The 15,160-nt window shown below is 44.7% G+C and carries 14 protein-coding genes; 6 read left to right on the top strand and 8 right to left on the bottom strand.

Annotated features, from left to right (window positions below):
- Positions 1 to 72: 72 nt before the first annotated feature.
- On the bottom strand, positions 73 to 2,730 hold the full coding sequence (locus tag CKO50_RS16540) for a bifunctional diguanylate cyclase/phosphodiesterase (protein WP_255230156.1): 2,658 nt from the start codon (positions 2,728 to 2,730) through the stop codon (positions 73 to 75).
- Positions 2,731 to 2,859: 129 nt separating this feature from the next.
- On the opposite strand from CKO50_RS16540, the gene CKO50_RS16535 reads away from it, so the two are divergent.
- Complete coding sequence (locus tag CKO50_RS16535) at positions 2,860 to 3,867, top strand: extracellular solute-binding protein (RefSeq protein ID WP_095729050.1); 1,008 nt, start codon at positions 2,860 to 2,862, stop codon at positions 3,865 to 3,867.
- Here CKO50_RS16535 and CKO50_RS16530 read toward each other — a convergent pair.
- Positions 3,844 to 4,506 carry a hypothetical protein gene (locus tag CKO50_RS16530; protein WP_095729049.1) on the bottom strand — a complete coding sequence of 221 codons (663 nt, stop codon included), beginning with the start codon at positions 4,504 to 4,506 and terminating at the stop codon, positions 3,844 to 3,846. The genes CKO50_RS16535 and CKO50_RS16530 overlap by 24 nt on opposite strands.
- Before the next feature lie 85 nt (positions 4,507 to 4,591).
- Entirely contained in the window at positions 4,592 to 4,861 is a 270-nt protein-coding gene (locus tag CKO50_RS16525) for a hypothetical protein (RefSeq protein ID WP_010607806.1), read from the bottom strand.
- A 198-nt stretch (positions 4,862 to 5,059) separates the two neighbouring features.
- Here CKO50_RS16525 and CKO50_RS16520 point away from each other — a divergent pair, with 198 nt between their 5' ends.
- Both CKO50_RS16520 and acnA read left to right on the top strand, forming a co-directional pair.
- Positions 5,060 to 5,428 carry an RNA-binding S4 domain-containing protein gene (locus CKO50_RS16520; protein ID WP_045962213.1) on the top strand — a complete coding sequence of 123 codons (369 nt, stop codon included), beginning with the start codon at positions 5,060 to 5,062 and terminating at the stop codon, positions 5,426 to 5,428.
- 268 nt (positions 5,429 to 5,696) lie between these two features.
- Positions 5,697 to 8,432: an aconitate hydratase AcnA gene (gene acnA / locus CKO50_RS16515; protein ID WP_095729048.1), complete on the top strand. Its 2,736-nt coding sequence runs from the start codon at positions 5,697 to 5,699 to the stop codon at positions 8,430 to 8,432.
- A gap of 49 nt (positions 8,433 to 8,481) precedes the next feature.
- Here the strand turns inward: acnA and CKO50_RS16510 are convergent, their stop codons facing one another.
- Entirely contained in the window at positions 8,482 to 9,195 is a 714-nt protein-coding gene (locus CKO50_RS16510; protein ID WP_255230132.1) for a hypothetical protein, read from the bottom strand.
- Between the two features lie 144 nt (positions 9,196 to 9,339).
- On the opposite strand from CKO50_RS16510, the gene CKO50_RS16505 reads away from it, so the two are divergent.
- The 3 genes from CKO50_RS16505 to CKO50_RS16495 all read left to right on the top strand — a co-directional run bounded on the left by CKO50_RS16505 (position 9,340) and on the right by CKO50_RS16495 (position 11,230).
- Positions 9,340 to 9,777, top strand: a complete 438-nt coding sequence (locus tag CKO50_RS16505) for a hotdog fold thioesterase (protein ID WP_095729046.1) — start codon at positions 9,340 to 9,342, stop codon at positions 9,775 to 9,777.
- Between the two features lie 77 nt (positions 9,778 to 9,854).
- Complete coding sequence (locus tag CKO50_RS24795) at positions 9,855 to 10,073, top strand: hypothetical protein (protein ID WP_095729045.1); 219 nt, start codon at positions 9,855 to 9,857, stop codon at positions 10,071 to 10,073.
- Between the two features lie 71 nt (positions 10,074 to 10,144).
- Positions 10,145 to 11,230 (top strand): NAD(P)/FAD-dependent oxidoreductase, encoded by a 1,086-nt coding sequence (locus CKO50_RS16495; RefSeq protein ID WP_095729044.1) that lies wholly within the window; start codon positions 10,145 to 10,147, stop codon positions 11,228 to 11,230.
- Here CKO50_RS16495 and CKO50_RS16490 read toward each other — a convergent pair.
- The 4 genes from CKO50_RS16490 to cysI form a co-directional block, all read right to left on the bottom strand.
- On the bottom strand, positions 11,227 to 11,766 hold the full coding sequence (locus tag CKO50_RS16490; protein ID WP_095729043.1) for a DUF4124 domain-containing protein: 540 nt from the start codon (positions 11,764 to 11,766) through the stop codon (positions 11,227 to 11,229). The genes CKO50_RS16495 and CKO50_RS16490 overlap by 4 nt on opposite strands.
- 13 nt (positions 11,767 to 11,779) lie before the next feature.
- Entirely contained in the window at positions 11,780 to 12,547 is a 768-nt protein-coding gene (locus CKO50_RS16485) for an amino acid ABC transporter substrate-binding protein (protein ID WP_176474689.1), read from the bottom strand.
- A gap of 104 nt (positions 12,548 to 12,651) precedes the next feature.
- Positions 12,652 to 13,392: a phosphoadenylyl-sulfate reductase gene (locus tag CKO50_RS16480; protein ID WP_095729042.1), complete on the bottom strand. Its 741-nt coding sequence runs from the start codon at positions 13,390 to 13,392 to the stop codon at positions 12,652 to 12,654.
- A 38-nt stretch (positions 13,393 to 13,430) separates the two neighbouring features.
- A complete protein-coding gene (gene cysI / locus CKO50_RS16475) occupies positions 13,431 to 15,152 on the bottom strand; it encodes an assimilatory sulfite reductase (NADPH) hemoprotein subunit (RefSeq protein WP_095729041.1) in 1,722 nt (573 codons plus the stop codon).
- Positions 15,153 to 15,160 lie beyond the last annotated feature (8 nt).

Here is a 15,160-nt window from a genome sequence, read left to right as displayed (position 1 = left end):
CTTTTTCAGCCATTATTTCTATCACCTAATAAAATGTCACCTTGTTATCCAAACCTCTGCTTACTTATTTAACTAAGCAAATAACTGATGCACTTTTTTGTTCGGTGAAACAAGGCGTTTGGCTTCGGCCACAACCAGCGGCTTCGACATAAGATAGCCCTGCGTTTGATGACAATAAAGCCTTGATAACGTATCAAGCTGCGCTGCCGTTTCAATGCCCTCGGCTGTCACTACAAGGTTAAAGCTGTGCGCAATCGCGCAAATCGCTTCAATGAGTTGCGTCGCCTTACCGCCCAGCTCAATGTCGGACATAAAAGCCCTATCTATTTTAATACCATCCACGGGAAGATGATTAAGCCGCGCAAGGCTGCTATAACCTGTGCCGAAGTCATCAATATAGATGCCAAATCCCGCTTGATGAAGTTGCTCCAGCGGCCCTATAAGCATGTTTTCTTCTGCCATCATGGCTGATTCTGTCAACTCAAGCTTAATTTGTTTCATCGCAACATTTTCATCCTCACAGCGAGACACTAACCAATCGATAAATTCCTGCGACTGGAGTTGCAACGGAGAAACATTAACCGCGACAAAAAGGGTACTGTCTCCTATGACATTGATAAAATTGAGCGCCTGATCAAATACCCAGCGACCAAGCTCTGAAATCTTCGCACATTGTTCTGCGATGGGAATAAATTCAGCAGGACTTACTTCTCCGAGCGTTGGACTATTCCAGCGTAGTAGCGCTTCGAACCCTTTTAAATTCTGCCCTTTTTGACAATAAACGGGTTGCAAATTCAGGCTTAGTTCGCGAGACATCACTATTGCCTGTAGCGCTTGCTCAATCTGGATCTTTCGACCTGCTTCGCAAGCGATAGCATTCGTGAATATATGATAAGTGTTCTTACCTCGCTTCTTTGCCTCATACATTGCAATATCGGCATCATGTAGTAGCTTCTCAGCATCGCAATGTAGACACGGAACGGTAAAGTGGCGTACGCCAACGCTACCACTAACACAATGACTGTTACCCTGATACAGAAATGGCGCTCGGATCCGCGCAAGAATATCTTCAAGCACACCCTCTATTGGTTCATGTAGATGCTCATCGTAAATAAGAACGGCGAATTCATCACCGCCAAGCCGGGCTATATCGGCATAGCTACTAAGCAGCATACGCATTCTTGTTGCAAACTCGATAAGCAGCTTATCGCCGGCTTGATGGCCTAAGGTATCATTTATTAACTTAAAGCGGTCTAAGTCAATATATAGCAAAGTAAACTTGGCGCGTTTACGCTCACGGAGCTTATCAACCAAAGACACAAAGCTCTGACGATTTAGCAGATCGGTCAAGCTGTCATGTTGCGCTTTATATCGCAATTGTTCTTGGAACAGTTTAGCCTGAGTAATGTCCGTCACTCTCCCCTCATACAGGCAACTATCCGGTTGATGCAGCCAATGCCCAGAATGTCTAAGCCAGATATGCTCTCCTGATTCTGCTTTTGCTAACCACTCCATTTCTTGGTGAGCTTGCTTCGTGGCAACAATCAGGTTCCACTGCTCATGACACTCAGAGTCTTGCATAAGTGCACTAAAGTCTGTATTTGGCGAAGGAATACGCCCACCAAAAAGTAACGCATTGAAAGCGGGGTTGGAGTCAATAATGTAGCCCCGGCGGTCTAGTACAAATAAACCTTCATGGCTATTAACGAATAAACTTTTATACTTACGCTCTGCAGCGACCTGTTGCTGCAAAGCCCCTAAGCGCTTATTAGATTCGACTTGTAACCTGTGCTTAGACACCTCTAGGCTTTTAGTTCTTTCAACAACTAAATTATTGACGGTGTCATTGCGATTTTTCAGTTGTCTTAGCTGGAGCCACACCAATAAAATACAGGCGGCCAGAATAGCTAAAAAGAGTACAATCAGTACGCTATGGTTATTTAACCAACTTGGATGTAAACACGCCTCATCATACAACTGCATGGTAATGGGCAAACCATAAAAATTAATGGTGTGCACCGCACTTGGCGTTAAATTATGAAGGTCGAAGCGCTTCTGCCAATCGGAGCTATAAATAATTTCTTTTTTTGAAGAGACCAATAAGTGTTGCTTGCGCTGCTGATATAATTGGCCAAATAATGAATCCAATAAAAAAGGTAACTCAAAACTTAATCCCAGTAGCGTTTTAAACTCTCCAAAACGCGGTTGCTCAATCAATACACTGAGTTTTTGCCTATTTGGCCAGACATAGGTCGTTAAGTCATTCTCATCCCGCTCTGCAAAAATATCTCTCTCAAGCACCTCCGCCTGCCCGACGGTCTGACCAACTTCAGACACAGGTGCAGCACGGGTCACCACTAACCATTGCTTAGCGTGTTTATCTAGATTGCCTCTAATTTTAAAGTCAAAATACCCTCTTTCTCGCTGCACTTTCTCTAATATGGAGAATTGTCCAGGTGAAACCACTGCGTGTGTTTCCATACTCAACCCTAAATTCGCCGTGGTAAGCTGTGATTGCGCTATCTCATAAAAGTCTGCATCTTGATGGGTGTTGAGATAGGCGTCTATCGAATACAGTAGATGGGCAACGTGTTGCAACTTACTATCCAGCAAGTACTCTAACCGCGTCAGCTCCTGCGCGCTTTTGCTTTCTGATTGGTTTTGGTAGTAAACATTCGCTATCAAGCCAACATATATCAAACAGGCGAACAGCAAGATGAACCCCAGCACAGGAAGCCTTCGCTTAAAAACCTGCTGAGCGCTATGGAGAATGGCATTTGTAAAAACGCGTCGTTTAAGTCTGGACATCTTCATCGAACATTGTATGCTACACCCATTCGATAATAATTCTTATTTGCAATGAATAAAAGTAAACTTTTCCTTTTTTTACTCTTTTGGGTACATTTTGGTCAAGCGGTTGCGAAGCAACCCCACACCTCGCAAGTAAACGTCTATTCATTTAGAAAATATGAATTAATTCAACCTGTCCTCCAGGCATTTGAAAAAGAGACTGGGATCACCGTAAACCTCGTAAATGGTAAATCAGCACAACTGCTTGAGCGTCTCAAAAGCGATGGCGCGGACTCAAAGGCCGATGTGTTGCTCACCTCCGATCTAATTCAGCTGCATGATTACAAAGCACTACTGCGTCCTATCGACAAGATCACAAATTGGCAAGCAGTAAATCCTGAACTCAAGGATGATGATAAGCGTTGGCTCAGTGTTTCGATAAGGACACGCGCATTATTCCGTAAAAAAGGTGTTTCTACACCCTTGCCCGAACACTTTTCGGATTTAGATAAATCGCTTTACAAGGGTAAGTTTTGCATTCGCCAGTGGTCTCATAGTTATAACTTGACGTTAGCATCGAGCCTCTATGCTTCTTCAAACAATAATGACTCCTCATGGCTCAACCACGCTAATACGCTATTAGCAAAGCGTCCTGTGGGGGGAGATAGAGATCAACTCCGAGCGCTTGCGCAAGGTCAATGTGAATTTGCGCTGGCGAATCACTATTACTGGAGCATGATGCAGCACTCCGAGAATAAGCGCGATAAGGCACTTGCCGAACAGCTAGAGATCCACTTTCTGAAAATGCACTCGGGAAAAACGCCTATATCTACCACCACGGTTGCGATAGCAAAGCATTCACCCAATGCACACAATGCCGAGCTATTTATTGATTTCTTGCTGAAACCGAGTACTCAATCCATGTATGCTAATTTGCTTCATGAATATCCTGTGATTCAAAGCTCGCAAACGGCTCCTACTCCATTTGTCCCCGCCACGAAACAGGTGAAACTCGGCCTGCAGCAAGTGTCACGAGCCCAACGAGTTATTAACTCACTCAGCAAAGATCACTTGTAAGTCACAGTTAAATACAGGCACAGGCCCATCGAAAAGCTGCTGGCGGGTAAATGTTTTTGCAGGCTTGGGTCCCTGTAATGTCTGCACTGTATGTTCACGCTCGGCATACACTTGCTGGTAGGGGTGCTGCTCGGATTTCTCATGCCACGTGAGCGTAAGAGAATTACTTTTATAGGTCCAACGCCCCCGATACTCAGTGCCAACCTGCTGCCAATGACCATTGGGTTTCAGCTGCAATTGGATAGAATCATCTTTACATTGGTGGGCAAACAATAGATCTGGCAATGCTTGAGCAGCTCTGTTTTGCACCAGATACAACCCCGCGTTATTCGGTGTATAACGGTGCCCTTCCATATTAAATTCTGAAATTGTCAGCGTATCAAAACCAATCTCTTTCACTACATATTCAACATCCCTAAGCCAATTGTCGCCTGAAGTCATCGGTGGAATATTTAATTGTGCGCTCTCATATTGTAGCGGTACGGGAAGCTCGGTAAAACGATAATGAATATCTCGCTTTTCTAATGCTTGAACTAAGTTAGCTCTAGTACCTTCATCGAGGCCGGATTCAAAGATATGTAAAGTTTGGGTGCTACAGCCGCCCAATAATAAAGTAGCAATTGCGAAGATACGTTGCATTGTCATCCTTGGTGTTATCGCCTCGGTTTGAAATGCACCTTCCTAGGGAAGTATGCTTCAACCTCAGTCTTATTAAGACTTCAAATTAACACCTAGACAACCAATTTTCAACAGAAGATTTAGGGTAAAGAATATCTTTAAACAATCGATGCTGTTGATGACGTAGGTGTAGTTCCTGACTTGGCAGCCCTGCTTGCACCTGACTATGATGCTCATTAAATCGGGAGATGACAGAAAGCTTATCCTTGGCTTGTGTGAGAGACTCATTGACATAGTGACGTACATCATCCGCGGTCATTAGATCTGTCTTATCTACATTCATAAGCTCTTTTCTTAATGCTGTGCGAATACCCATCGTTGCCTCCATAAAATACTGATAAAAACAAATCGCGTGGACGGCGTGCAAGATACACACCAAATGCTTCAGTAATGTTAAAGACCCCGGATTTAACGAAAAAGTTTCGTCATTCACCGCAGTAATTTTATATACTGTCGTATAAGGCAATAAGACACTGGCTGTGTTAGGTAAATACGGCATGTTGAGGTTATGAAAATGCAAGATGGGTTTATTGAAATTGAGCTCGAAGAAGAGCCGATAGAATTGTGTAACCTTTTGAAAGTGCTCGACTTAGCAGAAACTGGTGGACATGCTAAGTTATTGATCACTGAAGGTTATGTAGCAGTCAACGATGAAATATGTACGCAAAAACGTAAAAAGATTTATTCAGGCGATATTCTGCATTTTGATGGTGATGAATTTCATTTAACCTTAGCACCTGATGCAACGCCGCAACCGCGTGCAGTTGCCACTCCACGCGCCGAAACGGCACCAACGCCGAGTAAGAAAAAACGACAAAAGTCAGGAAAATCTTACACACAAGTGGACAAAAATACAGGCCGAAAACCCATTTCCTTTGGCTAGCAATCTCACACGCTGACGTATTTAATTACAAAAATGCTCACCTTTTTAGTGCACCGATGCTTCGCGAAAGTGCACTTCCCCCTTGAAAAAGTGTCCAATCAACACTAGGACTATAGCAGTACAAAAAAACGGCAAGTCTGCAACTGGTACATTCTATGCACCTTGTTATGCATTTTTAGAACAAAACCAATTCATTTAATTGGATGCTCTACTCCCCTCTTATATAGAGCAAATCTTAAGTGCAGTTGGTATAAGGAAAGGGTCAAGCATGAATAATTCATATAACACCCTGACTCAGCTTACCGTCGGCGAGCGTCAGGTCCATATTCACTCACTTCCAGCTTTAAGCGATAGGGCAAGAAGATTACCGTTTTCGCTTAAAATTTTATTAGAAAATTTACTGCGTCATGAAGATGGCAAAAACGTGACTGCACAAGACATCGATGCCTTGCTCAACTGGAAGCCGGAAGATAAACCAAGTAAAGAAGTTGCTTTTACGCCCGCGCGCGTCGTAATGCAAGACTTCACAGGCGTACCAGCCATCGTGGATCTTGCAGCAATGCGTGACGCTATGGCAAAACTCGGCGGCGATCCAAATAAAATCAACCCCTTATCACCCGCTGAAATGGTCATAGACCACTCAGTACAAGTAGACGAATATGGCCACGATGGTGCCTTTGACCTTAATGCTAAGTTAGAGTACCAACGCAACAAAGAGCGCTATGAATTTTTGCGCTGGGGGCAAGGCGCGTTTGACAATCTAAAAGTGGTGCCACCCGCAACCGGGATCGTGCACCAAGTTAACCTAGAGTATTTAGCACGTGTCGTATTCGAAAAAGAAATCGATGGTATGCCATTCGCCTACCCTGACACATTAGTGGGAACTGACTCTCATACCACAATGATCAACGGTCTTGGCATTTTAGGTTGGGGCGTAGGCGGCATTGAGGCCGAAGCCGCCATGCTTGGTCAGCCAATTTCGCTGCTCATTCCTCAGGTCGTTGGTTTTAAACTGGAAGGACAGTTACCTGAAGGCACAACCGCAACCGATCTGGTACTCACCGTGACACAAATGCTACGTGAACACGGCGTAGTGGGTAAGTTTGTCGAATTCTTTGGTGATGGTTTAGCAGACTTACCACTTGCCGATCGTGCCACCATCGCCAACATGGCACCTGAATATGGGGCAACCTGCGGTATTTTCCCCATTGATAACGAAACCTTGGAGTATCTACGACTAACCAATCGTGATGAAGAAAAAATTGCATTAATCGAAGGTTATGCCAAACATCAAGGCATGTGGCGAGAACCAGGAGATGAACCACTTTACACCGACGTACTGACACTAGACTTAGCGACAGTGGTTCCAAGCCTTGCAGGTCCAAAGCGACCACAAGATAGAATTCCTCTCAATGACGCAGGCAAAACAATTCAAGCCCATTTAGGTGAATTCCAACATGAGCGCAGTGAAAAAAAAGCCGTGTCAGATCAAGATGAAGCTCGCACTGTTGGTGAAGGCGGGACTTCTCGAGTTGATCAAGATGAGCCCGCGACGCTTGGCGTCGGTAAGGTTACATTTAAAGATCAAGAGTTTGAATTGGTCGATGGCACCTGTGTTATTGCCGCCATCACCAGTTGCACAAACACCTCTAACCCAAGTGTTATTCTTGCCGCTGGCCTTGTTGCACAAAAAGCAAAGACACTTGGCTTAAAACCTAAGCCTTGGGTGAAAACCTCATTGGCTCCAGGCTCAAAAGTAGTTACCGATTACCTAAAACAAGCCGACCTATTGGAACCACTTGCAGAGCTAGGTTTTGATTTAGTGGGCTATGGCTGTACGACTTGTATCGGCAACTCAGGTCCCTTACCGAAAGAAATTAACGAAGCCATCGTTAAACATCAGCTGGTTGTCAGTTCCATCTTATCAGGAAACCGTAACTTTGAGGGACGGATCCACCAAGATGTCAAAATGAACTTCCTCGCCTCGCCGCCACTTGTTGTTGCCTATGCACTTGCAGGTCGCACTGATATCGATGTCTACAATGAGCCATTGTGCCAAACCGAAGATGGCCAGGATGTGTTCTTAAAAGACATTTGGCCATCGGTCTCTGAAGTCAGTGAACTTGTGTCTCAGACAGTCACACAAGCCATGTTTGAGAAGAACTATGCAGACGTTTACCAAGGCGACCAACATTGGCAACAAATCGCGGTAAATCAGAGTGAACGCTATGATTGGCAAGATAGATCTACTTATATACGAAAAGCCCCTTTCTTTGATGATATGAGTAAAGAGCCGCCAGGGATCCCCAGTATCAAAGGCGCACGCTGTCTCGCCAAACTGGGCGACTCAGTGACGACTGATCACATTTCTCCAGCAGGTAATATTAAAGCTTCGGCACCAGCTGGGGAGTATTTACAAGCGCAAGGAGTGAAACAAGCTGATTTTAACTCTTATGGTTCGCGTCGTGGTAACCACGAAGTCATGATGCGAGGTACGTTTGCAAACGTACGTTTACGCAATCAATTGGCTCCGGGTACCGAAGGTGGTATTACTCGCCTATTACCTGAGGGCGAACTTATGAGTATTTTCGATGCGGCAGAGCAATACCAGCAGCGTAATACGCCACTCGTTGTGCTCGCGGGCAGTGAGTACGGCACGGGTTCATCACGAGACTGGGCCGCTAAAGGGTCTTTACTACTTGGGATTAAAGCCGTACTTGCTAAAAGCTACGAGCGTATTCACCGTTCAAACCTCATTGGTATGGGGGTTTTACCGCTACAATTTAAATCGAATGATGGCCACGAAGAGCTGGGATTAACTGGCGAAGAAGCGTTTGAAATTGAAGGGATATACGACACATCAACCGAAGTGATAGTCACGGCAACAAATGCGGATGGCAAAGAAATCAAGTTTTCGGCGGATATCCGGATCGATACCCCTAAAGAGTGGGAGTACTACCAACATGGCGGTATTTTGCAGTATGTATTGAGGCAAATGTTATAGGTCTCTTTTGGCAATACTTTAATGGAAAAGACGGCACCGCCCGTCTTTTCTAAAACCTGCGAGTGTAAATCAGCGTAATGGTATTGATGCCACCATCATCAAGCGCACTGCCAATTCCAAACTTCAGTGCCGATTGTGAACTAAACCAATAATCGGTCTGTAATTCCACTACCGATTGATCAAAATCATCTTCACGTAATCGAGCTGATACAGACACCTGCCAGTCCTTAGCCAAATAATAACCAGCATGGATCTGCCAAAAATCGATGTCGGCTGCGACTTTTTGCATTTTTACATCCCATCCAACACCGTTATCAATCTCTGTATAACGAAAAAATGGCGCTATTGCCGTTTCTGTTTCTCGTTCATCCATTCCATAATTATCAAATTCTGAGCGCTCACCGATGAGCGTAACACCAAGCTGCATATTCTCACTAACAAAACGTCCCACTTGTACCAACGCTATCGTATCTCGCGTCGCAGTAAAAAGTGCAGAGTCATCTCTAAATTGGGTTACATCAACAGCAACTCGCCAATCGCGCCCAATAAAAAATTCAGCATCAGCTTGGTAAAGATGCCAATCATCATTTCTAAAACCGCCTACAGAGAAGTTGTTACTCTTTTGCAGATACCCCTGTAAACCATAGGGTGTACCATCATTCTCTAACTCAGTAAGGTAGTGTCGATACTGAACGCCCAAGAATCCCTCTTCAACTTCTAAGAATTCACCAAAGCCAACGCTTATTTCGTGAGAATTAGCCATACTAAATCCTGAATAAAATAACAGCCCGATCAGTGATAATGCCTTCATAATTCCCCCCTTCATATCAAGGCAACGATTGTAACTGTGAAAAAAAACCGCCATAGTAAAAAAATGTAAGCATATGTATTTAAAAGAGAGACAAGTATGGCAATCTGGTTCAAACCCGTAAGTGTAGAGTTATGCAAAAAACTGGAAGACGGCATGACAGGTAAAGGTACGCTTATGAAAACGTTAGGAATAGAAATCAGCGAGGTGGGTGACGACTACTTAGTTGCGACTATGCCTGCGATTCCTAAACATCACAACCCCATGGGTATGGTCCATGGCGGCGCAAACGTTGCTTTAGCGGAAACCGTTGCAAGTTACGCAGCAAACTTTGTTGTAGATACCGAACAATTCTACTGTGTAGGGCAAGAGATCAATGCTAATCACTTAAAAGCATCGAGAACAGGCATGCTCACAGCTATTGCTAAGCCGGTGCACCTAGGAAAACGTTCATCTGTATGGGAGATCCGCATCACAAACAGTCGCAATGAACTATGCTGCATTTCCAGAATGACCGCCGCCGTAGTATCACGCTAAAACTTGATCTATCACAACTACAAAAAGTCAAACCCACCTCATTATTGTTGCAACACAAAGAATAGTGAGGTAGCGCTGTGTCAACTCCAAGGCTTTGGCCTCTACATATGCTCATCGTGACTGGATTGATTTTAATTTTCACGGGCCACACCATGTTAACGAGCGACTGGTTAAATGATTTAGGCCCGAGCGGCTTTATAATTGGTGCGAGCTGTGTCGCGCTCGGTCTCATTTGTTCTTTACCGACTAAAATATATCTGACCATTTTGCTAATGCGTCGAGAGCACCGAGATTAGCGTATACCAGCTTGATATTGGGTTGGTTTTACTGCACCCTGAGCGTCTACGTTTATGAAGGTACTCAGTTTGTGGAAAAGGTCGACACCCTAATTATTGGCGCTGGCGTTGTAGGCTTAGCAATAGCAGCAAAACTCAGCCATAGCCGCAGCGTTATTGTTATCGATAAAGAATCTCGTGTGGGTGAGCATACGAGTAGCCGTAATAGCGAAGTGATCCATGCGGGCATTTACTACCCTTATGGTAGCTTAAAGCACCAGCTCTGCATTCGAGGAAAAGCACTCCTTTACACACACTGTGAACAGCTAAACATCCCCTTTCAGCGACTCGGTAAATTCATTGTTGCGACAACCGAAGAGGAAGCGCAAAGCTTAGAACAAATAAAGACGCGTGCCCACGCTAACTCTGTCACGGATCTTGACTTTGCTTCATCCAAGACCATCGAGCAACAGCTCAGCTATTTGAAAATACATAGCGCACTATTCTCTCCCTCCACCGGTATTGTAGACAGCCACCAATTTATGCTGTCACTCATCGCTGAGATTGAAAGTAATGGGGGGATTGTTGCGACGCAAAGTGAGTTTATGCACGCACAGCAATTAGGCAGTGATTTTATTGTTGCGTTGCGCTGCGATGGCGAGCAGTTCGAAATGGGCTGTAGCCAGCTGATAAACAGCGCTGGGCTGAACGCCCCTGATGTACTCAATAAAATTACCGGTGATAGCGACAAAGCCATCGCCTATTATTGTCGCGGCCGTTACTATCGCTACCAAGGTAAGCACCCTTTTCAACAGCTCATCTACCCTCTCCCTAACACGCATGGATTAGGCGTACACGCGACATTGGATTTAGCTGGGCAACTCAAGTTTGGCCCTGATACCGACTATATTGAAAACATAGATTATCAGTTTGATGACTCCCAAAAAGCGCGCTTTGTCACCGCAATAAAGCGATACTGGCCGACTCTGGATGAGAGTAGGCTCACAGCGGATTACACTGGGATAAGACCTAAATTAAGCAAAGATCGGCAAAGCGACTTTGTAATCCAGTTCGAGGCAAACCATGGAATATCAGGCTTTGTTAACTTAATGGCGATTGAGTCACCGGGACTGACTGCAAGTCTTGCCATTGCTGAATATATTGAACAACGACTTTAGCGCTGGTTTTCCTCCAGTGCCTTGTCGAGCTGTTTCGTTCTATCATCCATCAGCTGTTGGATGTTTTTCGCATCCTCCATGACCTGTTTTACCGCTTTTGGATTTAATACAGTTGGTAATGCCGAAGCGGTTTCTTTACTTGCGGCTTGCTCTGGCTGTTTATTCAGAATGCTTGTGTCTTCAGCTGCTATCACGGTAATTTTGCGCTCATCTAGTTGATAATGCTGCGACTCGCCGTTTGGATTGGGTTTATCTGAGTAATGCCATTGCCCTTTTGCGTCCTGCCAACGATATACTTGTACCCCAGATGTGGGCTGTTGAGTGTCGTCACTCACTAGCTTCTTCGTGTGTGTTTTTACTTTATCAAGCGCTGTCACACCTTGAACCGTTAATTCTGTTACCTGCTGCTCAACCTTGTTGGTCAAAGAATTTACACTTAACCATGGTTTTCCATCAGGGCGCTTCAATACAAATAAACTGGCTAACGCCACCAGCATTATCATAATCATCAAGTAACTTGCGGCTTTCATCTTCATACTCTGACTTTCCTTAGAGCCCATACTTTAACAGTATCTGCTTAAATTGCTCCGTTTTTTTAAAGTCAGCATAAAAGTGATTAAAGTCATCACACAACTTTTTTGCTCTTTGAGTGCGACCAAACTGCAATTGTAACGGCGCCACATCCGAAACGCCGCGCACGCTGATAGTACTTTTTAATACTGGATATTTCAGCTGTAACCAACGCAGTGTTGGTTCGCCAACAATAGAAAAAGCGAGACTTTTGTCACTTCCGCCTGCAAGCACGGATAAGATATCAAATTCCGAGTAATAGTCTTTGCGCTGCAGCAAATTACTGTCAAAATACGGCTCTAACTGAGGATAGGTGTAACCAAATCGACCTAAAAATAGATGTTCATTGAAGCCGTTTACATCAAATTGTTCAGCCTGCTTGTGTGTAACAAATACATCTTCGATTGTGTAAATTGGCTCACTCCAACACATTTGCATTGTGCCACGATACCAATGTTCAGACTCCATCCGCACATCAACATTTCCTCGCTCGATTTCTATAGACGAACGCTTTTCTGGATAAACAGGGTAATTTGGTTGGTAATGGTATTGTGCTGCAAACAGCTCGAAAATATCAATGAGTACGCCCTGCTCTTGGGCATGTTCGATAATAAAGGGAGGATAATATTGCACTGCAAAGTTGATAAATGTTTTGCCCTCTTTTGCTGTTTTAGCATGGCCGGGAAAAGACAGAGTACAACTAAGTAGCAATAATAATATCGTCTTTGGAAAGTAGATCAAAGCCACCTCCAAGACCTTGAACAAATAATAGACTAAGTATGGCCGATCGCTGGGAATTTCCAAGTCAAAAAGCCTGCCACACTCAAATCTACTAAATGAACATTACGGATCTAAATACCATCACCATCAATATGCAACCCACATTCACGATTCAGACCGAAGAAGCGTGTTTCTTCCTCTGTCATGCCAGGCTCAAGTTTACGGGTGGTGTGAACATCCCCCATAGAAACATAGCCTTGTTCCCAGAGCGGATGATAAGGCAAATCAAATTTTGTAAGATATTGATACACGTCACGATTATGCCAATCAATAATAGGGTAAAACTTGACCGTGCCGCGACTGAGCTCAACGATTGGCTTATCCGCACGCGTTGAAGATTGCTGACGACGTAAGCCACTGAACCAAGTACCTGCGCTAAGTTCGCGTAACGCTTGAGTCATCGGCTCAACTTTGTTTAGCGTATTGTATTTTTTAATACCTTCTTCGCCTTGCTCCCATAACTTACCATACACAGCCTCTTGCCAAGCAGGACTCTGCTTTGCACGGTATATCTTAAGATTGAGTGCCAAACGATCTGACAGTGACTCAATAAATTGATACGTCTCAGGAAACAAATAGCCCGTATCGGTAAGTACCACGGGGATATCAGGCTGCTGCTGAGTCAAAAGATGTAACATAACCGCAGCTTGGATACCGAAACTAGAAGACAAAAAGTGAGTATCCGGTAAGTTTTCCAATGCCCAAGCCACTCTCTGCTCGGCAGTTTTATCACTCAGTAGGGCATTAGCATCCGCGAGTAGCATCTGCTGAGTTGCACGGTCCAGAGTCAATATTTGCTTAAAATCACTCATTTTCTCATCCAATGGGCAACGTAGCTGCCCGTTCTATATCAAGCGTGGAAATCAGTTTTTGACACTTTTACTTCCGCAACGATTTCTTTGCGGATGACATAGTCACCAAAACATTCATCTTCGTTGCGCTCACTGACCCACTGACCAATCAACTCATCTAGCGCTGGCAAGAATACGTCTTCGCCAACATTCTCCAAGTACAGCTTAGGAATGCGAGTACCAGCACGGTTACCACCTAAATACATATTGTATTTACCAGGTCCTTTACCCACGAATCCAACCTCGGCTAGCATCGCTCGGCCACAGCCGTTAGGGCAGCCAACTACACGAAGGATAATATTCTCTTCAGCAACCTCATGCTTGGCGAGCAACCCTTCTACCTTTGTCACAAGCTCAGGTAAATAACGCTCCGCCTCTGCCATCGCAAGTGGACACGTCGGTAGCGATACACACGCCATCGAGTTTTTGCGCTGCTCTGAATGTTTGCTATCTATCAAACCATGCTCGCGGGCAATTTGTTCGATTTGCGCTTTATCCTCAGCTGCAACTCCAGCAATAATTAAGTTTTGGTTTGCAGTCATGCGGAAATCCCCTTTGTGGATTTCTGCAATTTTGCGACAACCTGTTTTAAGTGGTTTATCTGGGAAATCTAAAATACGGCCATTTTCGATAAACACTGTTAAGTGATGCTTACCATCAATACCTTCAACCCAACCAAAGCGGTCGCCACGGTGAGTGAATTCATAAGGACGGCTTGGCTCAAACGTCATACCGGCACGGTTTTCAACTTCCGCTTTAAACACCTCAGTACCAAATGTATCTAGCGTATATTTGGTTTTTGCATTTTTACGGTTTACTCGGTTACCCCAGTCACGTTGCACAGAAACCACATGCTCAGCAACGGCAAGTGTATGCTCAAGCGGAATAAAGCCAAGCTCATCTGCTTTACGTGGATAGGTATTAACGTCACCATGGGTCATCGCCAAACCACCACCCACTAGCACATTAAAGCCAACTAGCTTGCCCTCATCTGCAATAGCAACAAAGTTGAGGTCATTGGCATGCACATCGACTTCATTGTTCGGAGGGATAGTCACAGTAGTTTTGAACTTACGTGGTAAATACGTATCACCCAAAATCGGCTCTGCCGTTGTCTCGGTTTTTTCACCGTTCAGCCAGATCTCAGCGTAAGCTTTAGTTTTTGGCAGCAAGTGCTCTGAAATTTTAGCCGCCCACTCGTACGCTTCTTGGTGTAACTCAGACTCGACCGGATTAGTTGTACATAACACGTTGCGGTTTACATCCCCCGCCGTCGCAATAGAATCGATACCTACGCTATTCAGCAGCTGGTGCATCCCTTTGATGTTTGGCTTCAGTACACCGTGAAACTGGAAAGTTTGACGCGTTGTCAGACGAATGCTGCCATACATGGTTTTATCCGCTGCAAACTCATCAATCGCCAACCACTGATGTGGTTTAATGATACCACCAGGCATACGAGCACGAAGCATCACGTTATGCAGTGGCTCAAGGCGTTGCTTAGTGCGCTCTGGGCGGATATCGCGGTCGTCTTGCTGATACATACCGTGGAAACGGATTAATTGGAAGTTATCCGCAGTAAAGCCGCCGGTTAGTTGATCGGTCAGATCCGTTGAAATTGTGCCACGTAAGTGGGCACTTTGTGACTTCAAACGCTCATTATCAGAAAACTTTGCGCTTGCATCGAGCTTACTATTCGGTTTTATTTCAGAGTTGCTCATTGTCTTTC

This window comes from Pseudoalteromonas sp. HM-SA03 (genome assembly GCF_002289345.1).
Taxonomy (GTDB): domain Bacteria; phylum Pseudomonadota; class Gammaproteobacteria; order Enterobacterales; family Alteromonadaceae; genus Pseudoalteromonas.
The sequence above is the reverse complement of the archived record's forward strand: the minus strand, read 5'-3'. Positions and strand labels throughout refer to the sequence as shown.